Annotated in this window: 26 protein-coding genes; 11 read left to right on the plus strand and 15 right to left on the minus strand. The window is 42.4% G+C overall.

Going from position 1 to position 24095, the window contains the following annotated elements; translation table 11 throughout:
• Positions 1-69: 69 nt before the first annotated feature.
• Positions 70-1218: a hypothetical protein gene (locus FTV31_RS05360; RefSeq protein ID WP_180013483.1), complete on the plus strand. Its 1149-nt coding sequence runs from the start codon at positions 70-72 to the stop codon at positions 1216-1218.
• 46 nt (positions 1219-1264) lie between these two features.
• On the opposite strand, the gene FTV31_RS05365 is transcribed toward FTV31_RS05360, so the two are convergent.
• Positions 1265-2131 (minus strand): DMT family transporter, encoded by an 867-nt coding sequence (locus FTV31_RS05365; protein WP_180013486.1) that lies wholly within the window; start codon positions 2129-2131, stop codon positions 1265-1267.
• 126 nt (positions 2132-2257) lie between these two features.
• Positions 2258-3490 (minus strand): phosphoglycerate dehydrogenase, encoded by a 1233-nt coding sequence (gene serA, locus FTV31_RS05370; RefSeq protein WP_180013488.1) that lies wholly within the window; start codon positions 3488-3490, stop codon positions 2258-2260.
• A gap of 354 nt (positions 3491-3844) precedes the next feature.
• Between serA and FTV31_RS05375 the strand changes: the two genes are divergently transcribed.
• The 4 genes from FTV31_RS05375 (at position 3845) to FTV31_RS05390 (ending at position 8102) form a co-directional block, all read left to right on the plus strand.
• Positions 3845-5254 (plus strand): FAD-binding oxidoreductase, encoded by a 1410-nt coding sequence (locus tag FTV31_RS05375; protein ID WP_125279697.1) that lies wholly within the window; start codon positions 3845-3847, stop codon positions 5252-5254.
• A gap of 142 nt (positions 5255-5396) precedes the next feature.
• Entirely contained in the window at positions 5397-5774 is a 378-nt protein-coding gene (locus tag FTV31_RS05380; RefSeq protein ID WP_125279696.1) for a hypothetical protein, read from the plus strand.
• A 74-nt stretch (positions 5775-5848) separates the two neighbouring features.
• A complete protein-coding gene (locus FTV31_RS05385; protein ID WP_180013490.1) occupies positions 5849-6694 on the plus strand; it encodes a hypothetical protein in 846 nt (281 codons plus the stop codon).
• A gap of 178 nt (positions 6695-6872) precedes the next feature.
• Positions 6873-8102: an MFS transporter gene (locus tag FTV31_RS05390; protein ID WP_180013491.1), complete on the plus strand. Its 1230-nt coding sequence runs from the start codon at positions 6873-6875 to the stop codon at positions 8100-8102.
• A gap of 205 nt (positions 8103-8307) precedes the next feature.
• Here the strand turns inward: FTV31_RS05390 and FTV31_RS05395 are convergent, their stop codons facing one another.
• The 5 genes from FTV31_RS05395 to FTV31_RS05415 form a co-directional block, all read right to left on the minus strand.
• Positions 8308-8604, minus strand: coding sequence for a DUF3817 domain-containing protein (locus FTV31_RS05395; protein WP_004787034.1), 297 nt, complete (start codon positions 8602-8604; stop codon positions 8308-8310).
• Between the two features lie 126 nt (positions 8605-8730).
• The gene (yccS, locus tag FTV31_RS05400; RefSeq protein ID WP_180013493.1) at positions 8731-10896 is read right to left on the minus strand and encodes a YccS family putative transporter; all 2166 of its coding nucleotides are present in this window, start codon (positions 10894-10896) and stop codon (positions 8731-8733) included.
• 142 nt (positions 10897-11038) lie between these two features.
• Positions 11039-11581: a superoxide dismutase family protein gene (gene sodC, locus FTV31_RS05405; RefSeq protein ID WP_180003255.1), complete on the minus strand. Its 543-nt coding sequence runs from the start codon at positions 11579-11581 to the stop codon at positions 11039-11041.
• Positions 11582-11691: 110 nt separating this feature from the next.
• Positions 11692-12840, minus strand: coding sequence for an AI-2E family transporter (locus FTV31_RS05410; protein ID WP_034701496.1), 1149 nt, complete (start codon positions 12838-12840; stop codon positions 11692-11694).
• 132 nt (positions 12841-12972) lie between these two features.
• Complete coding sequence (locus FTV31_RS05415) at positions 12973-13617, minus strand: ParA family protein (RefSeq protein WP_180013495.1); 645 nt, start codon at positions 13615-13617, stop codon at positions 12973-12975.
• A 123-nt stretch (positions 13618-13740) separates the two neighbouring features.
• Here FTV31_RS05415 and FTV31_RS05420 point away from each other — a divergent pair, with 123 nt between their 5' ends.
• Positions 13741-14208: a Holliday junction resolvase-like protein gene (locus tag FTV31_RS05420; RefSeq protein WP_004787020.1), complete on the plus strand. Its 468-nt coding sequence runs from the start codon at positions 13741-13743 to the stop codon at positions 14206-14208.
• Positions 14209-14234: 26 nt separating this feature from the next.
• Entirely contained in the window at positions 14235-14819 is a 585-nt protein-coding gene (locus tag FTV31_RS05425) for a hypothetical protein (RefSeq protein ID WP_180013497.1), read from the plus strand.
• On the opposite strand, the gene FTV31_RS05430 is transcribed toward FTV31_RS05425, so the two are convergent.
• Positions 14816-15442: a class I SAM-dependent methyltransferase gene (locus tag FTV31_RS05430; protein WP_180013512.1), complete on the minus strand. Its 627-nt coding sequence runs from the start codon at positions 15440-15442 to the stop codon at positions 14816-14818. The genes FTV31_RS05425 and FTV31_RS05430 overlap by 4 nt on opposite strands.
• A gap of 180 nt (positions 15443-15622) precedes the next feature.
• Here FTV31_RS05430 and FTV31_RS05435 point away from each other — a divergent pair, with 180 nt between their 5' ends.
• Positions 15623-16186 (plus strand): hypothetical protein, encoded by a 564-nt coding sequence (locus FTV31_RS05435; protein ID WP_004787012.1) that lies wholly within the window; start codon positions 15623-15625, stop codon positions 16184-16186.
• A 221-nt stretch (positions 16187-16407) separates the two neighbouring features.
• On the opposite strand, the gene FTV31_RS05440 is transcribed toward FTV31_RS05435, so the two are convergent.
• Positions 16408-16740: a HopJ type III effector protein gene (locus FTV31_RS05440; RefSeq protein WP_180013499.1), complete on the minus strand. Its 333-nt coding sequence runs from the start codon at positions 16738-16740 to the stop codon at positions 16408-16410.
• A 164-nt stretch (positions 16741-16904) separates the two neighbouring features.
• On the opposite strand from FTV31_RS05440, the gene crcB reads away from it, so the two are divergent.
• Positions 16905-17285: a fluoride efflux transporter CrcB gene (gene crcB / locus FTV31_RS05445; RefSeq protein ID WP_180013501.1), complete on the plus strand. Its 381-nt coding sequence runs from the start codon at positions 16905-16907 to the stop codon at positions 17283-17285.
• 76 nt (positions 17286-17361) lie between these two features.
• Here the strand turns inward: crcB and FTV31_RS05450 are convergent, their stop codons facing one another.
• Positions 17362-17613 (minus strand): type B 50S ribosomal protein L31, encoded by a 252-nt coding sequence (locus FTV31_RS05450; protein ID WP_004787006.1) that lies wholly within the window; start codon positions 17611-17613, stop codon positions 17362-17364.
• A gap of 97 nt (positions 17614-17710) precedes the next feature.
• Positions 17711-19009, minus strand: coding sequence for an AarF/ABC1/UbiB kinase family protein (locus FTV31_RS05455; RefSeq protein WP_004787005.1), 1299 nt, complete (start codon positions 19007-19009; stop codon positions 17711-17713).
• A 288-nt stretch (positions 19010-19297) separates the two neighbouring features.
• Here FTV31_RS05455 and FTV31_RS05460 point away from each other — a divergent pair, with 288 nt between their 5' ends.
• The gene (locus tag FTV31_RS05460) at positions 19298-19504 is read left to right on the plus strand and encodes a DUF1737 domain-containing protein (protein ID WP_034701512.1); all 207 of its coding nucleotides are present in this window, start codon (positions 19298-19300) and stop codon (positions 19502-19504) included.
• A gap of 30 nt (positions 19505-19534) precedes the next feature.
• On the opposite strand, the gene FTV31_RS05465 is transcribed toward FTV31_RS05460, so the two are convergent.
• Complete coding sequence (locus tag FTV31_RS05465) at positions 19535-20893, minus strand: MATE family efflux transporter (protein WP_180013503.1); 1359 nt, start codon at positions 20891-20893, stop codon at positions 19535-19537.
• A gap of 40 nt (positions 20894-20933) precedes the next feature.
• On the minus strand, positions 20934-21392 hold the full coding sequence (locus tag FTV31_RS05470; RefSeq protein ID WP_159122648.1) for a DMT family transporter: 459 nt from the start codon (positions 21390-21392) through the stop codon (positions 20934-20936).
• Between the two features lie 126 nt (positions 21393-21518).
• Between FTV31_RS05470 and hemW the strand changes: the two genes are divergently transcribed.
• The gene (hemW, locus tag FTV31_RS05475; protein WP_180013504.1) at positions 21519-22673 is read left to right on the plus strand and encodes a radical SAM family heme chaperone HemW; all 1155 of its coding nucleotides are present in this window, start codon (positions 21519-21521) and stop codon (positions 22671-22673) included.
• A 99-nt stretch (positions 22674-22772) separates the two neighbouring features.
• Here hemW and FTV31_RS05480 read toward each other — a convergent pair whose 3' ends face one another.
• On the minus strand, positions 22773-23057 hold the full coding sequence (locus FTV31_RS05480) for a hypothetical protein (RefSeq protein ID WP_166135886.1): 285 nt from the start codon (positions 23055-23057) through the stop codon (positions 22773-22775).
• Between the two features lie 377 nt (positions 23058-23434).
• Entirely contained in the window at positions 23435-23644 is a 210-nt protein-coding gene (locus FTV31_RS05485; RefSeq protein WP_004786992.1) for a cold-shock protein, read from the minus strand.
• Between the last annotated feature and the right edge of the window lie 451 nt (positions 23645-24095).

Genomic DNA, 24095 nt, shown 5'->3' on the forward strand with positions numbered 1-24095 from the left:
CATGATTTGGGTCAACTTTAAAATAACAATGAAAAATAAAACGATGAAAAAATAATAAGGTAGATAATAATGAAATTAAGATTACTCTCTTGTGCTGTCTTGAGCCTTATGCTGACTGCATGTGGTGGCTCTGATTCTGATAATAACGAGCCAGTCGCAGGTCAACCAATCCCAACCAATCCTGGTAATCCGAGCAATCCTGGAACTCCGGATAATGGTGATGGAACATCAGATACGATTTCTGAATTCTATACCTATCAGTTCAACCTGCCGAATATTGATGCTTCAGATATGGAGTCGGAAAAGCTTCTATTGGCCAGTCATAAAAATAAAATTACTGACGGCATCTTATATGCAGATGATAACCGGGCTGTTGATACTGAATATGATCTTGATGAAGATATGACCTTCCCAATTTATGTTACAGAGAAAGGCGTATTCCCTGCAGATCGTGCCCGTACAGCATTAGGCTATAAACTGGAAAAGGTATTGGAAAATACTTCTGAACAATTTACCAGTCGTCCTGTCACTATTCCGGAAAATAACATCAGCAATCATCGACACCTGGAGTGGTATGACCTGTCAGGTAAAGCATTAACTGAACGTACCAATATTGCTATCGTGAAGATGTATGACGATACCGAGACCAGAGTTTTCTTTGATACTGATACCACGGATGCTGAACGTAAATATTACAATCAGTTTGCTACCAATTTTGTCGGTTTGCAGAAGGCACGTACTTTCCCGAACGGATCTAAATGTTTCCGTATTCTGGCGGAACATCCTGAAGAAGAATTTATTGAATTTGATCCGGATATCAAAACAGGCTATCGTACACTGGCTGAATGGCAGACAGGCGAGTCTGTTCAAGAGATGGCGAAAACCATTTTAGATGGCACGATGGCTAATCTGAAATTTAAAAAGGCCGAATATAAAGACGATGCTCAGCAATATTACAAATACTTTGGGGCGATCGAATATCAGGGTGAAATTTATACAAGTTCTTTCTCGGAACATGGGGAGCATATTGATCATGCCGATTATATTGCTCAAGCAAGAAAAGCTGCCTTGGACGACTTAAGGGAAGAGGGTGCAACTCCTCTAATGCTCAAATGGACAGATTACCTGTATGACCATCTTGCTTCGGCATGTGATGGTTATAATATGACAGCAGCTACTGCATTAAATACAGCTATTAAAGATGCAGCGCCACGCTAAAATTAAATCAATTACCTTAAAAAAGGCGCTTGAGCGCCTTTTTTATTTAGTGTTTTCTTCTTTGCGTCGTCACCGTACAGCCAATCGACGCACTGATAATGGTGGCCAGTGCCAGCCATTGTGTCCACAATAAAGTTTCGCCTAAGAATACAAAACCGGAGAGTGCTGCAACAGCAGGTTCCAGGCTCATTAGAGTGCCAAAACTCAATGCGGTTAAATTACGCAGTGCAATCATTTCCAAAGTAAAGGGTAAGGCACTGGCAAGTGCAGCCAAAATAACAAAATACATGAGGCTGCTTGGCTCAAACACATGAGCAGGCATTCCCGCGAACAGTGCAATCGGCATCAGCACCAGCATGCCCACGAACATGCCTAGACACACGGTATGATTCCCTGATACACCCGAAGGCTTTTGTCCGGCCACGATATATAGTGCCCAGCAGGAACCTGCACCTAAGGCAAACAGGATACCCATCGGGTCAAGCGGTTGTGCAGCCTGATCAAAGGGAAACAACAGAACCAGCCCCAGAATGGCCAATCCCACCCAAATAAAATCAAATTTCTGCCGGGCATAAAACAGGGCAACACTTAGGGGGCCAATAAATTCAAAAGAAACTGCGATCCCGATGGGTAGCCGGTCAATGGCCAGATAAAACAGCATATTCATGCCAGCTAGTGCCAAGCCATAGCTGATAATGGCGGGCCATTTGACCTGGCGGAAATTGATCTGCCAGATTTTAAAAATGAGCGCCAAAATTAATGCGCCCAATAGCAGTCGCATTGCAGAAACGGTCAAGATCGGGAACTGGCCAAACAGATATTTGGCAAAGGAGCCGCTGCTCTGCATGCTGATCATCGCGATCAGCAGAATCAGCGGCGCTTGCACCATGGGTGCAATTTTAAGATTTGGCATGACTAAATTTGTTTCGATTTCTCGAAGAGCGGAAGAACAGCATCAGCTGAGTAAGGCTTAAAAATAAAAACCTTTAAGCAATAAAAAAACCACAGCCCGAAGACTGTGGCTTTTTAAAAACCTGAATTAGAACAATACGCGAACGCGGATTGTACCTTCAAGGTTGTGTAGAGTATCGAGTGCTTCCTGAGATGCAGTCGCGTCTACATCCATCACTAGGTAACCCACATCGCCTTTGGTCATTAAAGTCTGACCAGAAATGTTGATGCCGTGTTCAGCAAACAGGTTGTTGATCTTAGACAGCACACCCGGAATGTTTTTGTGGATGTGAAGCAGACGGTGTTTGCCTTCAGTTAATGGAAGCGCGATTTCTGGGAAGTTCACCGCAGAAAGCGTCATACCTTTATCTGAATAAGCCACAAACTTCTCAGCAACTTCCAGACCGATGTTCGCCTGAGCTTCCATGGTAGAACCGCCCACGTGTGGAGTCAGAATCACATTTGGAATGTTACGTAATGGAGAAACAAATTCTTCACCATTTGCTTTAGGCTCTTTAGGGAATACGTCAACCGCAGCACCTGCAAGGTGGCCAGATTTCAACGCTTCAGCCAGATCTTCGATCACAACACATGTACCACGTGCCGCATTGATGAAGATTGAACCTTCTTTCATTTGCGCGAATTGTTCTTTGGTTATGAAGTTACGTGTAGACGGAACATCAGGAACATGAATAGAAACAACATCAGCATTTGCAAGAAGTTCGCCCATTGTGCCGACCTGACGTGCATTACCGAGTGGTAATTTAGTCACTGTGTCGAAATAGATCACTTTCATACCCAGGCTTTCAGCAAGGACAGAAAGTTGTGAACCAATTGAACCGTAACCAACGATACCTAAAGTCTTACCACGAGTTTCGAATGAACCTACAGCAGATTTGTTCCAGCCGCCTGCATGTGTATCTGTAGATTTTTCAGGTACACGGCGAAGAAGAAGAATCGCTTCAGCAAGTACAAGTTCAGCAACCGAACGTGTATTTGAATATGGTGCGTTGAATACTGGGATACCGCGACGCATTGCTGCATCCAGGTTCACCTGGTTGGTACCGATACAGAAACAACCTACCGCGATCAGTTTGTTCGCAGCTTCAAACACTTCTTCAGTGAGCTGAGTACGGGAACGGATACCAATGAAGTGTGCATCTTTAATCGCTTCTTTCAGTGCTTCACCCTCAAGCGCTGTTTTGCGATAGTCGATATTGGTATATCCAGCTGCATTCAATGTATCGATTGCGTTCTGGTGAACGCCTTCTAACAATAGAAAACGGATTTTATCTTTAGGTAGAGATAGATGTTGGCTCATTACGGCTCCGCTACAAAGGCCAAATTTAGTCGCGGTATAATAGCACAGGAATGGGGCGGTTATACATTTCCTTGATGACTACAATATCAGCTATTTTTGCAAGTGATAGTAGTGAAAATGATAGAACTGGTTGAATTAAACTATCATTTTCAAAGGTATATTATCAAAATTGTCATTTTTTAAGGGAAAGCCCCAAAAATAGCTTATAATATTGCGCCATGCTGTTTAAGCTGCCAGTTTTGGTGCTTTAATCATCATGTTTCGCCTGCTTTGTATATAGGTTTTAATGCCTGAAAAATATACAAATAAACCGGCGAGGTCTCTCTTGTTTAATTCATGCTAGGTCTGCAAACGATGAATGCTCCAGTCGCTTTAACCCCAGAGTTATTGACCCAATTGACTGCAATTGTGGGTGAAAACCGTATTAAAACTGATGCGGACAGCCTCCAGAATTGGGGTCGTGATCATACCAAACACTTTGATCCAAACCCATCGGTCATCGTTTTCCCATCTTCGACTGAACAGGTTCAAGCAATTGTGAAGCTTGCCAACCAGTTCAATGTTGCAGTAACACCATCAGGTGGCCGTACAGGTCTATCTGCAGGCGCTGTCGCTGCGAATGGCGAGATTGTGGTAAGCATGGACAAGATGAACCAGATTCTGGAATTCTTCCCGGCAGACCGTATGGTGCGCGTACAGGCAGGTGTGGTGACTGAACAGCTGCAAAACTATGCTGAAGAGCAGGGCATGTATTACCCGGTAGATTTTGCCTCTTCTGGTTCAAGCCAGATCGGCGGGAACATCGGCACCAATGCCGGCGGTATTAAAGTGATCAAATACGGCATGACCCGTAACTGGGTGCTTGGCCTGACTGTAGTGACTGGTAAAGGTGATGTGCTGCGTCTGAACAAGGGCATGATCAAGAACGCGACTGGTTATGCGTTACAACACCTGTTCATCGGTGGTGAAGGTACTTTAGGTTTAGTCACTGAAGCAGAAATCAAACTTGAGCGTCAGCCACACGACCTGCAAGTGCTGGTACTAGGCGTCCCTGATTTTGATGCGATCATGCCAGTGTTACATGCCTTCCAGGCAAAAATCGACCTGACTGCATTCGAGTTCTTCGGTGAGCTGGCGATGCAAAAAGTATTGGCCAATGGTCATGTACAGCGTCCATTTGAAACTGAATGTCCATTCTATGTATTGCTTGAATTTGAAGCGCCGTTTGAGCCGATTATGGACAAGGCGATGGAAATCTTCGAGCACTGTATGGAACAGGGTTGGGTGCTGGATGGCGTGATGAGCCAAAGTCTTGAGCAAGTACATAGCTTATGGCGTCTGCGTGAAGACATCTCTGAGTCAATCGCTCCATTCATTCCATACAAAAACGATATCTCTGTACTGATCACTCACGTACCGGCATTTATTAAAGAAATCGATGCAATCGTGAATGAAAACTACCCAGACTTCGAAATCTGCTGGTTTGGTCATATCGGTGACGGTAACCTGCACTTGAATATCCTGAAACCGGCTGACCTGACCAAAGATGAATTCTTTGCGAAATGCCAAGTCGTGAACAAGTACGTATTTGATACTGTGAAAAAATATGACGGTTCAATTTCTGCGGAACATGGCGTGGGTATGACCAAGAAACCTTATCTTGAATACACCCGTTCAGCTGAAGAAATCGAATACATGAAAGCCTTGAAAAAAGTGTTCGATCCAAATGGCATCATGAACCCAGGCAAACTATTTGATCTTTAATCGGAATAGATTTACAAAAGCGCATCGAAAGGTGCGCTTTTTTTATTGCTCTGTAACTGGGCTTACAGAGTCTAAATAGCGTTAAGCTGAAAAGCCCGGCATGATAATTTCTGCATAATAAAGATAATCTGGGTTAAACAATATGTTACGGTTATTGGCGGTTACAATTTTAGGTCTGGGTGTGATGACATCAGGTTGTACGACTACCCAGAAAGTGATTGCAAAAGTGCAGTCTTCTTCAGATACACCTTTGGATCAGGTGCTTAAAATGAGGCCTGACCTGCGTGAAGAACTGGCAACAGTCGAGATTCGTCAGTTCTTTAATCGTGTTGAGTCACCGACAGTTGGACAGGTAAAAGTGACTGAAACAGGTTTGATGGATGACTCGGTGAGATCGATTCAGACCATTTATCATTTTAGGAAAGAAGAGAAAAACTGGAAAATGCACAATACTGAAAAGTTCTATCAGTGTGCTCGTGGTTCAAATACCAAAACTTTCCAGAAAGCAGTCTGTCCATAATAATGTTTGATCTTTAAACAAAACTTCGTTAAAAGCGTATCTTATTGATACGCTTTTTTGTTTTTGGAAAAATAATGGATATTCGTAAATTAGTATCGAAGGATTTAGATGAATTAGCGACAAAATTTTTAAAAAATATAGAATATAAAATATCTAAAAATAATAGCGCTTTTGAACAGCTTTTGAAATTGAAACATTGGTTTATAGAAGATAAACCAAGAAAAATTAGCTTTGCTAAAGATTTTTCAATACCCATTAAGAATGAAGCTGGGTTCAAATTATTAATAGAGAAGTTTATTCATGGTAAAGGAGGAATTTATCAACATCAAAGTCGAAAGTTATTTAATGGAAATGCAAGAGACTTAATGCTTTATGACTTCGGTATTCATCATTTACATTTAGGTGTCTATCAAGATCCTAAACATAAAAAAATGGTAAAAGGGACAAAGACAGTTATATTTGCTTATATAAATGAAGAAGAAATATTTTTTATTAGATCGGCAGTACATGGAGAGTGGCATTTACAAAACAGTTTGGAGATTTTAGACAATGAAAGACCAGATTTAATTTCCCATAGAAAAGTAAATGGTATACAAGGCTCTACCTTAACGGATGATGAAATTTTATTCTTTAGAAATAAATCAATAAACTACTTTATTAAGATTAATGATTCTACATATTGTTCGGAATCAGCTTTTAATTTCTATGGTTCAATCCAGGTTATGATGAAATATGACGATATTTGTCTAGATGTTGAGAAAATCATTAATGATGAAATAAATAAATTAAAGTTAAGTTATCCATTAGAAGATGAAAATTTGTTTATTAAAATTACAGACTTTAATTTTGATAACCTTCAAGATTTTCAATTTGAAATTGAAATAAAAGGTCAGAAAAAGATAGTTTTTAATGTTAATTAAATGAAAATATTTGCATTCTAGTAAATTAATTTTTATTAATATTTTGAGAAATTGTTGATTTTTTAGCTCACAGTAATCCTCGCAGACTTCAAAATCAAACTCTGCTAAACTGCCCTCATTTATTGAAATCTAGCTCTTTTAAAATTCTAAAAAGAGTAATTGAGCATAAAAGCCTCTCATGCAAAACGTCCAAACCCACAAACTGACCCGTGCCACACTCATGTTCCCTCTGGCACTGGTGCTGTTTGAATTCTCCGTCTATATCTGTAATGACCTGATCCAGCCGGCCATGTTGGCCATTACCCGTGATTTTGGCGTGAGCAGTTCCTGGGCACCATCTTCCATGTCCTTTTTCCTGTTGGGTGGAGCATTTGTCGCAGCAATTTTAGGACCCTTATCAGACCGTTTAGGCCGTAAAAAAGTTCTGCTCGGTGGCGTGGCATTTTTTGTAATCTGCTGTCTGGTAATTTTACTCACACCGAATATTCAAAGCTTTCTGTTCCTGCGCTTTTTACAAGGTTTTGGCTTGTCCTTTATTGCTGCTGTGGGGTATGCCGCGATTCAGGAAAATTTTGAAGAACGCGATGCCATTAAAGTCATGGCTCTTATGGCCAATGTCTCCTTGCTGGCACCACTTTTAGGGCCGGTGGTTGGCGCCTTTATGATTGATCATGTTTCATGGCACTGGGGCTTTATCGGAATTGCCTGTCTAGCTTTTTTGAGCTGGTTTGGACTGAAAGCGAAAATGCCGAATCCGAACATCAGTATTCCCAAACAGCCACTTAGCTATATTATCGATGACTTTAAACAGGTTCTGAAAAATAAGCGTTTTGTGATCATGTCTATGGCATTGCCACTGGTGAGCTTGCCATTGATGCTATGGATTGCCTTATCTCCCGTGATTCTGGTTGAAGAATTGGGCTTGAGCAGCATGCAATATGGCTTGGCTCAGTTTCCGGTATTGGGTGGCCTGATTCTGGGCAATATCATTCTGCTAAGAATTATCGACAAGATGCCGCTCGGTAAAACAGTGATGCTGGGTGTGCCATTGATGTTGTTTGGAACCATTTTGCTTTTAGTGGGGATGCTGATTCCGGATTATTTTCTGCATTGCCTGATTATCGGTACGACTTGCATCAGTCTGGGTGAAGGGATCAGCTTCTCAGTATTGTACCGTTTTGCGCTGATGTCATCTGAAGTGTCTAAAGGCACGGTTGCGGCAACGGTATCTATCTTGATGATGCTGAGTTTCTTTATCGTGATTGAAGTGGTCAGAATCGCTTATGAAGCTTTTGATCTTTGGGCTTATTGCGGTGCCTCGTTTATTTTAATTGCGCTGTGGTTTAGCTTGCCACGTATGCAGCTGAAACAGGTGATGTTGGAAAGAAAAGGGCGAGGGGAGTTTTAAAAGAATTCCTTTCTCTTAAATATTTAATCGAATGAAGCTATTTACTTTATTTGCCTCAAATAAAAGTATTGAATGTTCTCTCTCCCTATGGGAGAGAGAGGGAAATATCAATAAAATAACCTTACCTTTGCGCAGCAGTGCTACTCATCTCCTAAAAGGAGAGAAAACATCCATGATTGATTTAATAATGATTAGAATCCAAAAGTTAAGCTTCAGCCGGCTGCTCCAACTTCTTTAATTTCATATCAAAGATAAATGGTCCAAACGGCAGAATCGACGCGATCAAGCCCAGAATAAACATACTCAGAGACCATTTCTGTTTTTCACAGACCGCAAATAACACCACAAGAAAAAGCACGAAAAGAACGCCGTGACCCATGCCGATATATTTCACCAGAATCGGGTTATCCATCATGTACTTAACCGGCATCGCAATAAATAACAGCAGCAGAAATGAAATACCTTCAAGCAATCCAACCAGACGTAAAGTTTTAATATTCACGCGCGCTCACTCTTCTATGTTCTATTCAATCAGGCTTGAGTGTACCCAATCTGCCGATTTAAGCAAAAGAAATTTATAGAATAAAATGAATTATTTTAAATACTTATATCCTAGTAATCTGCTTGGTTATTTGATTTCAACAGCTAGTAATTGCTGTCTTAAAGACAATAATTCAGGCAAGGTTTCCAGTAACAGACTGATCTGTTTAAGCACCAGCAGCAAGTGGGTGGAAATATGTTCCTGCTGGCTCAGTTGCCGGATTTCAACCAGTTGAGCCTGAATGTCCTGCTGCGATACATTTTCAGGATTTGATAGGGCAGAGGTTAAGGTCTGCTGACAGGCAGAGAGCAGTTGCAGAATTTGTGGATCAGATACCTGTTCACGATGACTACCCAATGCGGAAATATAACTGAGCTGACTGTGACTATAGACCAGATAGCGAAACGCATTACGAATCAGCACTGGATCTGGATTTGGTTCGGTACTCAGACTGGAAATCATATTGGAAAGGTCAATCTGGGCATTATGGGCCAAACGACGTGCTGTCCGATAAGCAATGCTGTTATTTTTGCCATGCTGATATTGCTCCAGAATAGCCAGTAAATAGTTCAGCGTCGCTTGGGAAGACTTTTTAATATTGCTGGAAATATTACGGAAATTCCAGTCAGGCCAGATACAACTGACCGCCAGCCAGGCGATCAGACAGCCAATCAGGGTATCGATAATTCTTGGCAAAATGACTGCATAGCCTGCACCTTTCAGATTAAAAATCAGCAGTACCACTAAGGTTGCCATCAATGTGGCCATGGCATATTTCTTGGAACGCAAATAGAAAAAGCCGACACCGAAAATAACTGTGAGCAGCAATTGGCCTTCAATACTTGGCACAAAATACAGGATTGGAATGCCCAGAATGACGCCGAGCAATGTACCCAAAGTCCGCAGTTTTAAACGGCTTTTGGTAGCGAAATAACTGATCTGGCAGACAAACAGACTGGTCAGCAATATCCAGTAGCCATTTTTGGCAAAGGGTAATAGGGAAATCGCATAGCCAACCAGAAAGACCAAAGCGATCCGCACCGCATGACGAAACAGCGCCGATTGCGGTCCCAAATGGGGTTTTAATTTCAGCCAGAAATCCGCAGGTCCACGCAGATCATCATCAAACAGGCTGGAATCATCAAAATGCTTTGGATAATCTGGACGGTAAATGGCTTGTCCATCCTGCAAATGTTGCAGCTGCTCATGCACACTCAGCAGATTGCTCAGAATGAGCTGTAAGTTTTTTACCTCAATATTCTGTGGATGCTGGGCAATCCAGTCCTGCATGGAAGCTTCTAATGCTTTGAGTGCCAGCTGATGCTGTTCAGGAAGCTGATAAGTTTCATTACGCAATACGCAAGCAGCCAATTGCTGGCAGGCAAGTGCCTGTAAATGGATATTTTTCTGAATCCGAAAGATCAGATCGGTACGGCTAAAATGCTGGTGAATCTGCTCATAATGTAGATAGTTGGCAGTTGCCTGCTCATGGATATCCTGGGTCAGAAAATAAAGATTCAGCCAGTAAATAGTTTTATGATTCGGACGTGAGGCTTTGAGTCGGGTCAGTAAAGAATCTTTGGTGCGGTTAAAGCTTTCAATGACTTGGGTATTTTTTAAGGAAAGCTCGTAGAGCAGCGGCTCGACATTATTCTGATTATCGGGATCAAATAATTTGGCTTTGGTCGATAGCAGCTCCGCCATCTGTTGCAGGTTGATGGACAGATTTTCCTGAACCTGTAAAGTTGGGCGAATCAGGTAAAACAGAATCGAAGTCAGGCCATACCACAGCACCCCAACTACAAAATACAACGGCTGCTCATACCAGTGTCCATATTCTCCCAAGCCAAACATGGTGTAAATGGACAGCAATACAGTGCCAAAAGAAATGGTGGCATAGCGCTGTCCCAAAGCCCCCATCAAGATAAATACGGCACTAGAAAGTGATAACCACAGTGCAAACCAGATTTTATAGAGATGCAGAAATTCCAGCATGCTACTGACTGCAAAAAACAGCAGCATGACCAGCCCCAGATTACGCAGCCTTAAACTTAAACGGTCATCAAAATCGGTCAGGGCAGTGGCAATTGCTCCTAAAGTAACCGGAACAATCAAAGTCTCATAGCCGAGAAGTTTTAGACCAAAAGTCGTTCCTGAAAGCACAATAAACATCTGCAAACAATAAGTCATCAAAGCACTGGACTGAAAAGGTAACAGGGCTTTTTTAAGTATGTGATGAAGAGGATGCAACATGGAATCTGAGCTATTCACAAGAATATGATCCGTGGTATTTGACTGCCGGTTTTGAATGCAATTTAAGCGCCAATTTCAGAAGAAATGTCTACTAAAAAACGGGCAATAAGCCCGTTTTTAAATGCTAATAATCTGTAATAAATCAGATTACGCCACATGCAATACGTTCACCGCCACCGCCTAATGGCTGCGGTTCATCTGAATAGTTATCACCGCCTGCATGGACCATGATGGCACGACCCTGAACATCTGCCAGTTTCAGGCGTGGCGCAAGCAGAGTCACACGTGCTGTACCATCAGTGTTTACTTTAAGGGCTGGTAAGTCACCCAGATGACCCGTCATGGGTGTGCCATGATGAGGTGCCTGATTCGGGTTGTAGTGACTGCCGGCAGCAAGTGCAGCACCTGGTTTGCCATCTTTTTCACCCGGTGCACATGAACCATTTTCATGAATGTGGAAACCACGCTCACCCGCAGGAAGCTGTTTCAGGTTAGTACGAATCACCAGGCCCGCCGGGCTGTCACTCAATAATACGGTACCAATTGATTCACCGACGCCCTGTGCAGAGACTGCATTCAGGGTCACGGTTTTAACATTTTCAGTCGAAGTAGAGGTTGAAGCGCAACCGGTAAAAAGTGCGGCACTGACTGCGCACAAAGCTGTAAGTTTAAACAATGAAGACATAATTATCACACCTTGATCTTTATTCTGCTTTTCGGAATCTATTGAAACAGAGCAAGACCAAAAGCACTATGGAAAATCGGTACTTAAATGTTTTAATTTGTTTAAGCCAGTCAGTCTTGTGATTTCGGTGTCTTGTTGCGGCGCAGACGGAATTTTTTCTTTGGTTCAACCTCATGCGCCATAGTGGCTTTAGGCATCATCAAAGGTTCATTCAGGTTGCTTTCATGCAGCCATTCACGCCAGATGGCCAGTAGTACGGCCAGAATCACCGGTCCAATAAAGACACCGACCAGACCGAAACTGGCAATGCCACCTAAGACACCAAACATGATCAGCAGGAATGGAATTTGTGTTGCACCTGAAATGACCAGTGGACGAATCACGTTATCCGCTGTACTCACAATACAGACACCCCAGACCATGACGCCAACAGCTTCAATGGTTTGTCCTTGCGAGAACAGCCATAGCGAAACTGCACCATAAGCGACTGGAGGACCAAAAGGAATTAAAGCAAAAATAAAGGTGATAATGGTCAGTACCATCGGGTTCGGTACGCCAGCTACAAAGTAGCTGATACCTGCCAGTAAAGACTGGGCAATCGCCGTTAAACCTACCCCATAGACCACCGCACGTGTGGTATCTGAAATTGTCGCCAGATAATGGTGAATACGTGGACCGACTACCATCTCAAAGGCTTTACGCACCTGATTCAGAATGGTATGTCCATCACGGTAGAAGAAGAATAATGATAGCACGGCAAAACACAGCTTGAAGACATTTTTACTGATTTCATTCAGCACAACTTTACCGTAATTCAGATGACCCTGAATCCAGACGGAAATGGTCTGTGCAATGCTGTTTGGATCGGCATTAATCTCATTCAGGGTGCGGGTAATTTCTTTACCCACAAGCGGCAGGCCACGAATAAAATCTGGAACGCTGAGATGACCTGAGAACACCTGTTTCTGCAATTCAAAATATAGGTTCCGGCCTTCATGTTGCAACATAAAAATGGCAAAAATAAAAGGCAAACCAAATACCAGAATCACGCCCAGAATCATAATGGTTGCACTCAGTGTCGGCCGATTGCCACTCATTCTTAAGATCGACTGATACAGCGGCCAGGTCATGTACGCAATAATGGCTGCCCAAACTACAGGAATGATGAAATACTTGAGTATGTGAAAACTCAAGAAAATCAGAATGAAAAATAGTCCAAATAATAAGACTTTTTGTAGTGTAGGCGCGTATTGTTGCACTGAATTTAGAAGCTCATTTTTTTAGGTCGTGTCAGGCATATTAACTGAAAAAAAAGCGATCGAAAACGATAGTGCAGGAAGTAGTACGATTATTTTCCCAAGAATAAAAAGAAGAGGCTAAAAATAACAGAACTAGAACCATTGGCTTGGATCGTCAATAATGGCATTCAATAAAGGTTGCCATTGATCCTGTAATTCCCGGTACATCTTCTGCTGTTTATCAAAAATAGACAGGCCTTGCATGGCCAGCCGGCTATAGGGTGCACGTTCAGAAATCCAGGCAACCGGTTGCTGATTAATTTTATTAAAGAATTGCTGAATGTCCTGATTACTGGCTGCATTAGGTTTGGTTCTGTTCGCGAGGAGCAGAATTTCAACCTTGCCTTTACGGATGCGTTTAATATCCTGCAAGTGCTTGAGAAAACGGCGGGTAGAATCGATATCAAAAAATGAAGGCTGCAACGGGGTAATGATGGCATCTGCTTCACTAATTAGCTGTTCGGCATGATCTTCATTCAGCGCTCCGGGTGCATCGATAATCAGATATTCCAAGTTTTTAGGCGCATCCCCAATCGATTTGGCATTTCGCCAGTCCAGACTCTGAATCGGTGCGGCATCTTTTGGGCGATGTTTCAGCCATTGCAAGGTCGATTTCTGGCTGTCCGCATCAGCCAGAGCAACTTTATAACCCTTTTGTGCCAGGGCAGCTGCCAGGCTAATCGCAGTAATGGTTTTACCACAGCCACCTTTCTGATTTGCAACTAAAATAGTTTTCATGACCCGGAATGATTTAATTCTGCTCCCGCCTAGCATATCATTCTTTGCAGGCTTACTGGATGGCAGACCCTTTCAACTTCAGTCGAAGGTAGGCAGAAAAATAAAGCAGATTAGGAAGATTGAATGTCCATTGGAATGGCTATGCTGATTGGTGCCTGTATTGGAGTAGTTTTAACTACCCTGATTCTGGGCCAGACGCGAAATGGTCGAATTAAAGCAGAATATGAACAATATATTGCCGAGCTGGAGCTGGAACATCAGCAAGCTTTAGTTGCTGCACAAAAACGCAGTGTGAATACCAGTCGTGCGGTACTCAAAGGCAAAATGGCCGAGCAGTTGGCACCGATCATGCCAGAGTTTCAATATCTGCCTAGTGATGCCAAATTTCTGGGCGATCCGGTAGATTATGTGGTTTTTGATGGTTATACCGATTTTCGTGATGGTGAAGGGCTGGCTGAAGATATTGAAGTGGTTTTGATTGATATTAAAAGTGGGGGTGCACGTCTGACCAAAGGCCAGATGGCAATTGCTCAAGCCATTCAGGAAGGGCGGGTACGTTTTGAGACCATCCGGATTGATTTTGAAGATTGAAGGACAGCAAGCTTCAACTCTACACTATGGATAAACTGATTATTGCCGCAGCACTGTTTGCGCTTGGACTATGGATCTGGTCGGAATACTTTCGGGCGATTCCGAATCTGGAGCAGGCCGGAGTACTCAAAAATTTTCAAGTAGAATCGATTGAGCCGCATCAGGCTGAATATCGCGTACTGGCCAAACAGTATTATGGGCCTGAGCGCCGTACCATTCATCCAGCCAGTCCGGTGGTGGGAAGTTTTAATGATCTAGCCTATGTCAGCAATATTGATCTGTTACTGGCAGTACCGGAAGTATCCAGTGCTGTATTTAAACCATTCAAGCTTGAGCAGGACAGGCGTTGTTTTAATATGACCGCTACAGACGCACAGGCCAATCCTGCGAATATTCAACCTCATCTGCTGAACCTGAGTGTGATTGCCGCCAGCGAAGCTGTTGCCAATAAGGTTCGCCGTTTAAAAGCAGATCAGCGGATCTGGCTGCAAGGGGACTGGGTACAGGTCAAATCAGCGGCCAGCCAGCAAGAATTTCAGGTTGGAAAAGGCAATCCAAGATCAGCCCAATGCCGGCTGTTTAGAATAACTGATTTAAAAGTGCTAGATTAAAGCGGTTTATGTACTCGTGCCAGCAGCATACGCTGACCAATCTTTGGAATACCTTCTGCATCGATATAATGAACTTCATCCAGTTCAAACCCGGCCTCTAAAAGAGCGGTTTCAATATCCCGGTTAAGATGACAGCCATCTGCCACTTTCTTCTGAATCGGGGTGAGTAAATGCTGCAAGCGCTGAATGTTGAGATGCTCTCGGTTTAATACATGCTCAACCAGATGAAAATGGCCGTCTGGCTTCAGAACCCGGTAAATTTCATGCAGACTTTGATGCAGATCCGGAATACTGCATAAGGTCCAGGTTGATACAATATTTTCCAGACTATTTTCTGCGAAAGGCAGGGCTTCTGCACGAGCCTGAATCTGTTCGACTGCAAAAGGGCTTTGACTGATACGCTGCTCAGCCAGTTTAAAAATGTCCGGATTAGGTTCCAGCGCATAGACTTTATCGACGGCCTGATAAAAAGGCAGATTCAATCCTGTACCAAAGCCAATTTCCAGAACTTCACCTGTAATAGGTAATAATAATTCACGGCGTAAATCCATCAGGGATGGAGTCTGCATGACCTGATTCAGCAGATGCGGAAAAATATGTTGTTGATAGAATTTATACAGCATGGTCGCATTCAAATGATTTTTAGACAAGCCTAGATTAACCGAAAATAATTAGATTAGCTAAAGATCTCTGCTCACCAAAATTGATCAACTTGTTACTAATTTCAACTATTTATTCATTAAAAAAATCGTACTATCAAACAAGATATTCTTGAAAAGATTTGATGGAATAAAGACAGAATTATGTTCAAACATCTTCGATACTATGCTTTGGCGGCCAGTCTTTTACTACCGCTTTATGGTCACACTTCTGTAGACCATAATGTTGCCAAAGGACTGCCACCGATGGCTAAAGACCAATCTATTTCAGTCTTGCAGCCGTTTAAAGGTGATTTCCGCATTCTGGGATCAAAAATTTATACCGACGATGAGCAGGCCAAGTTCTCTCCGATCGATTATGCGGTGAGTTGGGGGCTGTTTGCACAGCCTGAAATTGCCCGGCACATTACAGTCAACCAGTATAACCGTTATTTGAATTGGAAAATGGATCGCGTGCCAGTGCCCATTGAACAGGCCAAACAGATGGTATCCAATATGCACATCATTCCTGCCAATCCACAAATTGCCAAAGCGATTAAACAGGTGAAACGTGGTGATCTGGTACGTTTGCAAGGTGAACTGGTTGAGGTACGTGATAAAGACCTTGTCTGGAAATCTTCTTTAACTCCAACCGATACCGGTGATGGTGCTTGTGAAGTGTTTCGGGTCAGCTCAATCAAGTGGATTGAGAAAGTGGGTAAAGGTTAAAACTGGAAAACTTATGGCTTTCTGAAAGGGTTGCTTGGAGTGCTTCAGGGTGACCAGGCTTTATTGATATTTAATTTATTTTTAGCCTTATAGTTTTTCATTTTTAAAGTGAATTACTTCTTCCAAAAAAAATTTAATCTTAAATATGAATGTCATCTTGTTCTGTTATTTTGATATAAAAAACCGCCAGAAATAGGCGGTTTTTTATTTGGCAGAATAACTTATTTGGCAGCCAGTGCTTCACCTTCAAAGGCAATGCCATCCCAGCCATTTTGCATGAACTGGCGGATATTCTGGTGATCCGTTGCTTCTGGTGTAGCCAGTACAGCCGCATAGTGTTCTGCAAACAGGCTCAAGGTTTGTGCCTGATCCAGACCATTCAGTTGGGCAAATGAAAATACTTTGGCACTGCCTTGGTTTTCAGTGGCAGCATTAACCTGTTGGCCATTTTTAAAAGCAGTGGGTGTATGAGCATAGCGCGCATCGATATATGCAATCACATCTACAAATTTAGCTTCGCCCGCAGCAAATTGAGCCAGTAATTCCTGAGCCATGTGGATTCCCTCTAGACTTAAATCAATTTGAATGGCGTCGAATATACCAATTTTTTGGCAAAGATCCATGTTCATTCTGCAATTTTAGGTGCATGATGTTATTCATTATTCTCGTCCCCCATGGTGGCTGACGAAAGTTAAGATCGGATAAGGATGGTGTAGATATGAACTGGCTTTTGGTGGCAATGGGCGGCGCGATTGGGGCAACACTGCGTTATGGAACAGGAATGCTAATTGCCAAGCCACACATGCTATTTCCGTGGCCGACCTGGTGGATCAATATTATAGGCTGTCTGTTTGCCGGGATTTTCTTTGCCTTTAGCCAGAAATACAGTTTCCTGCAAACTGAAGCACGGTTATTTTTGATGGTAGGCATCTTGGGCGGCTTTACGACTTTTTCCAGTTTTGGGCTAGAAACTTTTCAGCTGCTTAAGCAGGGTGCAGTTACAATCGCCTTGAGTTATGTGATCTCTAGTGTGATTGTCGGAGTATTTATGCTGGGTGTGGGCTTTTATTTCACCCAGCTGGCTTTGGCGCAGGCATAAAAAAGTCAGGAAATTGGAGGTAATTTCCTGACATAAACCACGATTTAAATTGAGAGAAAAATCGGAGGTTTTAAGTTTAACCACGTTTAAAACGGGCAAAACGTTTGTTAAAGCTCGCTACGCGACCTTCATTGCTGGTTTGACGTTGCTCACCGGTATAAAACGGATGTGAAGCACTTGAAATATCCAGGGTGACATAAGGATAGGTTTTACCTTCATATTCCTTGGTCTGGCTAGAAGTCATGGTGCTGCCAATCACGAAGTAGGCATCAGCATTGGTGTCATGAAATAAAACTTCTCGATATTCTGGATGAATGTCTGGACGCATCGTAATGTTCCTCTTGTAATTTAAGAGTAATGTTATAATGTAACATTTGGTGTTTCAAGTGAAGTAGGGTTACAGCTTGTAAGCTTATTACTTCAACCTAACTGCGACTTGGCACAATTTCCTCAAATACATCACTCAAATCATCATGTACTTTCAAATGAATCAGGTTCCAGTATTGTCCGGAAATAGTACGGTTCACCATCAGGGTATCTGGCGACGGTTTGAATACATCCCAATATTTCAGAGAAGGTTTGAGCAATTCCATTCCATCATGATGTGCTGAGTTTTCAGCAAAATCATAATTGGTAGTTAAAGGACGCATCAGCACTTCTAGCCATTGCTCATACAGATCGGCCGGGAATTTTCCGGTTTCTGTCAGGGTATGCAGGGCATCCAGTTGCTGTTCAATGGTCGAAATATCCTTATCCCGGGCTGCATGGATCAGTTCCTTGAAATGGGTAATGATCTCGGTAGAAAGCGTTTTAACACCGCCGTAATCGTAAATAATCACCGAGCCATCTTCACGGAAGGCAAAGTTCCCTGGATGTGGATCACAGTGGAAACGTTTCAGATAGAAAATTTCCTGACCAATCGCACGGAATAAACGGCGGCCTAGGGCATTACGGGTTTCTAGCGGCCATTGGCTGGCCGTTTCCATACTTTCACCCTGTTCCAGGCTTAGGGTCAGAATATGGCGGGAAGAGTACTCACTAAATACCTTTGGAATCACAATTTGATGATCGAGTGATTCATGAAAAGCGCGCGCCACTTCCAGATTCTGTGCCTCAATTTCATAATTGAGTTCATTGTCCAAGCTATGCTGAATTTCTTTGAAGAGCTGATCCTGCAATTTGCGGTCAATTTTCAGTACACCCATCAAACGTAAGGCGAGACGAACCTGTTTCAGGTCACTTTCACAGGCTTCTTCTACCCCCGGATATTGCACCTTGACCACAACCTGCTGGCCATCGGGTAGCGTCGCTTTATGCACCTGTCCGATCGAGGCTGCGGCAAAAGGCTGCTCATCAAACTGCTGGAATAGATCTTGCAAGGATTTGCCTAATTCTTTTTCGACCTGTGACTGAATCTCTTTAAATGGCATCGGTGGAGCCTGACGTTGCAATTTGGAAATGGCTCGAGCAACTTCAGGCGGAAAAATATCTTTATATTGCGAGGCAATCTGGCCGACTTTCATCACCGCACCTTTCATCTCCCCCAAGGTATCAGCAATCTGTACTCCAATATCCTGAAATAATTTACTGCGTGCAGCATTTTTCTGCTCTTCATCCGCAGTTAAATTTTTAATCGAATTGGATAGGGTTTTACTTGCAATACTTGCGGTCATTCCAGCCAATTTCATAAAGCGGCGACCAGGCGTTCGAGCCGTTTTTGCCATGCGAGATTCCTCAAAATCACCATTTTTATGGGTGTATTTGATCATAGGTGACAAACTATAAATTGCCTATATTTAATTGTAGATGTTATGTTGCAAAGCTTCTCAAAGTATTCATATTTGCTTGATATTGTTCACTTGATTTATGCAATTTTTAAACCAACTCGGCGTATGTACGGCAGTTTTTAAATCAATTATTTAATTATTCTGAAGAGAGCAAAGCATGGTTTTTAAGTTCCTTTCTATGAGGAAAGGCTTAAAATAATGGCATCTCAAGATCAAGAAATTTCAATGAAAGTCTATCGATATTTTACTGGCAAAGATGATGTGAATTTTTGTGCCCGTGTGACCAAGGCACTCAATGAAGGCTATGAACTTTATGGTGCACCGACCATGACCTTTAATGGAACAGATGTCATTGTCGGGCAAGTGGTGATTAAGGAAGTGGCGGATGAGTCGGAAATTCCACAGGGATTAAAAGATGCGTTAAATCAGTAATTCAATGCATCTTTTTAAATAATAAGAGGATTAGGCATGCTGGCTTAAACGTTTATTATTACCATAAAGCCGTGCCAGCAGCAGGACACAAGCCACACTGAGACCGACAATCAGTCCGACCCAGACGCCTGCCGCCCCCATATCTCCAAAACGGGACAAATAAACCCCCACCGGGAAGGCAATCACCCAGTAAGCAATCATGGTGATCCACATTGGGCCTTTGGTATCCTGCATACCGCGTAAGCAACCTGCAGCACTGATCTGCCAGGCATCCATCAGCTGATAGGCCACTGCAAAGAGCACCAGATAAAGCGCAATCTGGGTCACCATAGGATCAGAGGTATAAAGCGCTACGATTTCACTACGGAACACCCAGAGTAATAACATGATGAGCAGAGCCAAAATCGTCGCGGTCATCAGACCTAAGCCTTGTACTCTACGCATGGCATCCCAGTTCTGTTCACCATAATAAGTTCCCACCCGAATGGTTAGTGCAATGGCGAGAGACATCGGAATCATGAACAGCTGTGAGGTAACAGAAATAGCAATCTGGTGAGCGGCCACAATGGTTTCACCCAATGGGCTCAAGACTATCGCTGCGGTACTAAAAATACTCACTTCAAAGAAAATTGCCAGTCCGATCGGAAAGCCCAGCTTTAAAATCCGTTTCAGCCAATATCCGTTCAGCTTTTCCCAGTGACTAAATGGCTGACTACTTTGATAAACCCGATTTTTAAAAATATACAGCGCTAAGCTGAGTAACATTAACCATTGCAGAATTGCTGTGGCAAAACCACAACCGGCACTGCCCAGTGCCGGAATAGGGCCAACTCCATACATAAAAATGAAGTTTAATGGAACCAGAAGCAGTAGCGCCATGAGACTAATGGCAGTGACCGGACGTGGATAACCAATGGCTTCAGAATAACCACGTAAAGCCGCATACATGGTCACAGCAGGCATACCAAAGCCGATGGCATGCAGGAACAGGCCAGCTTTAGGTTGCAGACTTTCTGGAACACCTAGTAAAGGTAAGGTGAGTGGTAAAACTTGCAATACCAGACCCGCAATCACCCCTAGAATCAATGCGACCCATAATGATTGCCGCGCAATTGTGGCAATTTTTTCAGGTGTACGTGCGCCTTTGGCTTCCGCCACTAAAGGTGTAGTGGCGATCATGATACCACTAAAGAGCAGCATGACTGGAATCCAGAGACCGACACCGACCGCAATCGCTGCCAGGTCGGTCGGTGAGAGGCGTCCGGCCATAATGGTATCAATCAGGCCCAAACCTGCCTGGGAGAATTGTGTGACCAGAATGGGCAACATCAGATGGAACAATTGTTTTAATTCATAACGACGGGTTGTGGCTGTCAAAACATTCGACACAAAAATTACTCATTAGTGATCATGTGCTTAGAGATAAGGTTTAGCGTTGTAAAGTGAGAAGCACACCAATAAAAATCACCACGCCACCTAAAAGACGTTGCCAGTTCACCGGCATTTTTTCATTGCCCAGCAGACCAAACTGATCGACGATCATGGACATCACCATCTGACCAAAAATAATCATTCCGGTCAGTGTCAGGAAGCCCATTTTAGGTGCAGCATAAATGCTCATGCTGATCGCATAAACACCCAAAAATCCACCTAACCAGAGATACCAGGGAACTGCAATTAGCTCCTGTAAGCCTGGTTTGGGATGCGACTGAAACAGTACGATGCCGGCAAGTACTATTGTACCAATCAAAAAGGAAAAAAATGCAGCTTGAATAGGAGAATATAAATATTCTTTTAATTGGGTATTAATAGCCGTCTGTAAGGTCAGCAAGACCCCGATTGCAAAGACCAAAGGTAGTAAAATAAGGAGCTGGGAGGATATTTTCATAATTTTAACTATCTAATTCTATTTAAATTTTTAGGCATTAGGCGATGGCGATTTTAATTTTAGCAGTGTTGTTGCCGAGTCATGTTAAAATTACGCTAGATCTTGTAGTTGTTTTTGAGTAGTTCTTTGGCTGAATTGAATCCTGCACTTATTCCCTTATCCCTGTATATCCATATGCCGTGGTGCGTACGTAAATGTCCGTATTGTGACTTTAACTCGCATGCCGTGCCTAATGGAAAATTGTCTTTAGACCTAGAGCGGGAATATCTGCATGCGCTGGTAGAGGACTTTAAAACTCAGGTTGATTTTGCCCAAGGCCGTTCGATTCATAGTGTATTTATCGGTGGGGGAACACCGTCACTGATCTCTGCTGCAGGTTATCAATGGCTATTTACAGAACTAAAAGCACTGATTCCTTTTGAAGAGAATTGTGAAATCACGCTAGAAGCCAATCCGGGTACAGTGGAGCATGATCCATTTGCTGGATATTTAGCAGCTGGTATTAATCGTCTTTCGATTGGCGTGCAAAGTTTTAATACCAAGCATCTGAAAAAGCTGGGCCGAATTCATAGCAATGAAGATGCGATCTCGGCGATTGGCCTGGCGCGTGATGCTGGTTTTCAACGGATTAATGTGGATTTGATGCATGGCTTGCCTGAACAGGCACTGGAGCAGGCACTCAATGACCTTAAACTGGCAGTCGAGAATGGTGCTACGCATATTTCGTGGTATCAGTTAACTATTGAGCCGAATACCGTGTTTTTCCGTACTCAACCGATTTTACCGGTCGATGAAGTACTGGAAGAGATTCAGGAACAGGGCGAGGCTTATTTAAAAGCCAATGGCTTTATCAATTATGAGGTCTCTGCTTGGCGTAAAGAATTACCATCGGCACATAACCTGAATTACTGGCAATTTGGTGATTATCTGGCCATTGGAGCAGGGGCACATGGCAAAGTGACTCAACCGGATGGTGTTTACCGTTTCCAGAAAACCCGTTTGCCCAAAGACTATTTAGCCAAAGTGCCAGCTGAACATTTGCAGTTTAAGCGCATCGAAGTGGCAGATATGCCGTTTGAATTTATGATGAATGCCTTACGTTTAAATGATGGCGTGGAAGCAAAGCTTTATCTTGAACGAACAGGCTATAGTCTGGATACACTGAATGAACTACTGACTTCATTGCGTCAACGTCAACTGATGGTAGAAGATACAGAACGTCTGGCATGTACTGAGCAAGGTCACATCTTTTTAAACTCTGTGCTTGAAGAGTTTCTCTAGTTGCCTAATCTATCCGAATAATTAATCCAGTTTAAAAAAGCCCGATGAGTTACATCGGGCTTTTTCTTCTCTCTCCACTATGTATTTAAGCCATTCGGATTAACGATACTTAGGTGGTAACTTGTGATGCGGACCATTGTGATGATTTTTGTTGAAAAAGCCTTTATGGTCTTTTTTGCCAAACTTATCATGACGATCATGCTGGTTAAAATGCGCTTTAGGAGGTGCTTTATGGAAACCACCTTTATGCGGCATTGGTTTCTTATCAAAATGATGCGCTGATGGCGTTGGATGACGATGATCCGGTCCAGGAGCCGCCATTGCTGACATGGTAGCTGTTGTTGCGATCAAGCCAATCATTAAGGAAGAAACTAGTTTTTTCATGATCATACTCATATTTATTCAATGAGTTCATCATAGGAGTCAGTGATGTAGGGAAGATGGAGCTATAGACAAGACTTTTGTAAATTCTAGGATTTCTTTCAACTTTTTATTTAAGTAATTAATAAATAATATTTTTAATTAAACTTCTATATTTTTATGGGCAATTTTTGATTTTAAAATCATCAAATTTCTTCTCAGTTTCTTCATGTTTTAACCTGACTAAATTTAGATGAAGAAATTTAGGACAAGATGATGAATGAAAAGCGAATATTTTTAATTATCTTTAAAATTTAATTAATTGATCTGGAAACTAAAATTAGCCAATTTAAGGTACAAAAAAAGCACTCTAATGAGTGCTTTTTTTCATCTTCGCAATATTAGATTGCAGTGATGTTAGTCGCTGTAGGACCTTTTTGGCCTTGGGCTACGCTGAAAGAAACCTTTTGGCCTTCAGCTAAAGTTTTGAAACCTGAACCTTGGATTTCGCTGAAGTGAGCGAAAACGTCTGGACCATTGTCTTGTTGAATGAAGCCAAAACCTTTAGTTTCGTTGAACCACTTTACTGTACCGGTAACTGTGTTAGACATAATATAACCTATTGAATCTTATGGATTTATAGTCAAAATTTCAGATGACTAGCTGTAACTTTGAAAAATAAAAAGGATGGAGCTTATTGATCTTTAAAACGAAGGTTTATGACTAAAACTGCGATACTTAAAAGAAGACTAACCAAAACAAGAATTTTTCTAGTTATCGCCATCATACCCTGTATTTATAGATATTCAAGTAAATTATATGGATTATTTAATAGACGTCTGAAAATTATAGATATAAATTTGTATAGTTTGTGTACGCAGCAGATTTTTCTTTGTATCCAGTCATTATTTTGACATATGAAAAAGAGCGCCGTAGCCATTGCTGTCCCACAATTTTTCACAAGAGGAAGCTCAAATGAGCTTCCTCTTGTTTTATGGGTATTTTATCGGGTGAAAATAAAGCTTTTAAAGTTCTTCTTTCAAACAAATTCACTTGAATTAT

Origin of the sequence: Acinetobacter sp. YH16031 (assembly GCF_013417335.1) — a bacterium.
In the GTDB taxonomy this organism is placed as follows: Bacteria; Pseudomonadota; Gammaproteobacteria; order Pseudomonadales; family Moraxellaceae; genus Acinetobacter.

What these genes read in the sequence shown, in the direction of transcription:
- FTV31_RS05360 (WP_180013483.1), top strand. Translation starts at nt 70, where the DNA reads ATGAAATTAAGATTACTCTCTTGTGCTGTCTTGAGCCTTATGCTGACT.
- FTV31_RS05365 (WP_180013486.1), bottom strand. Translation starts at nt 2,131, where the DNA reads ATGCCAAATCTTAAAATTGCACCCATGGTGCAAGCGCCGCTGATTCTG.
- serA (WP_180013488.1), bottom strand. Translation starts at nt 3,490, where the DNA reads ATGAGCCAACATCTATCTCTACCTAAAGATAAAATCCGTTTTCTATTG.
- FTV31_RS05375 (WP_125279697.1), top strand. Translation starts at nt 3,845, where the DNA reads ATGAATGCTCCAGTCGCTTTAACCCCAGAGTTATTGACCCAATTGACT.
- FTV31_RS05380 (WP_125279696.1), top strand. Translation starts at nt 5,397, where the DNA reads ATGTTACGGTTATTGGCGGTTACAATTTTAGGTCTGGGTGTGATGACA.
- FTV31_RS05385 (WP_180013490.1), top strand. Translation starts at nt 5,849, where the DNA reads ATGGATATTCGTAAATTAGTATCGAAGGATTTAGATGAATTAGCGACA.
- FTV31_RS05390 (WP_180013491.1), top strand. Translation starts at nt 6,873, where the DNA reads ATGCAAAACGTCCAAACCCACAAACTGACCCGTGCCACACTCATGTTC.
- yccS (WP_180013493.1), bottom strand. Translation starts at nt 10,896, where the DNA reads ATGTTGCATCCTCTTCATCACATACTTAAAAAAGCCCTGTTACCTTTT.
- sodC (WP_180003255.1), bottom strand. Translation starts at nt 11,581, where the DNA reads ATGTCTTCATTGTTTAAACTTACAGCTTTGTGCGCAGTCAGTGCCGCA.
- FTV31_RS05415 (WP_180013495.1), bottom strand. Translation starts at nt 13,617, where the DNA reads ATGAAAACTATTTTAGTTGCAAATCAGAAAGGTGGCTGTGGTAAAACC.
- FTV31_RS05420 (WP_004787020.1), top strand. Translation starts at nt 13,741, where the DNA reads ATGTCCATTGGAATGGCTATGCTGATTGGTGCCTGTATTGGAGTAGTT.
- FTV31_RS05425 (WP_180013497.1), top strand. Translation starts at nt 14,235, where the DNA reads ATGGATAAACTGATTATTGCCGCAGCACTGTTTGCGCTTGGACTATGG.
- FTV31_RS05430 (WP_180013512.1), bottom strand. Translation starts at nt 15,442, where the DNA reads ATGCTGTATAAATTCTATCAACAACATATTTTTCCGCATCTGCTGAAT.
- FTV31_RS05435 (WP_004787012.1), top strand. Translation starts at nt 15,623, where the DNA reads ATGTTCAAACATCTTCGATACTATGCTTTGGCGGCCAGTCTTTTACTA.
- FTV31_RS05440 (WP_180013499.1), bottom strand. Translation starts at nt 16,740, where the DNA reads ATGGCTCAGGAATTACTGGCTCAATTTGCTGCGGGCGAAGCTAAATTT.
- crcB (WP_180013501.1), top strand. Translation starts at nt 16,905, where the DNA reads ATGAACTGGCTTTTGGTGGCAATGGGCGGCGCGATTGGGGCAACACTG.
- FTV31_RS05450 (WP_004787006.1), bottom strand. Translation starts at nt 17,613, where the DNA reads ATGCGTCCAGACATTCATCCAGAATATCGAGAAGTTTTATTTCATGAC.
- FTV31_RS05455 (WP_004787005.1), bottom strand. Translation starts at nt 19,009, where the DNA reads ATGGCAAAAACGGCTCGAACGCCTGGTCGCCGCTTTATGAAATTGGCT.
- FTV31_RS05460 (WP_034701512.1), top strand. Translation starts at nt 19,298, where the DNA reads ATGAAAGTCTATCGATATTTTACTGGCAAAGATGATGTGAATTTTTGT.
- FTV31_RS05470 (WP_159122648.1), bottom strand. Translation starts at nt 21,392, where the DNA reads ATGAAAATATCCTCCCAGCTCCTTATTTTACTACCTTTGGTCTTTGCA.
- FTV31_RS05480 (WP_166135886.1), bottom strand. Translation starts at nt 23,057, where the DNA reads ATGAAAAAACTAGTTTCTTCCTTAATGATTGGCTTGATCGCAACAACA.
- FTV31_RS05485 (WP_004786992.1), bottom strand. Translation starts at nt 23,644, where the DNA reads ATGTCTAACACAGTTACCGGTACAGTAAAGTGGTTCAACGAAACTAAA.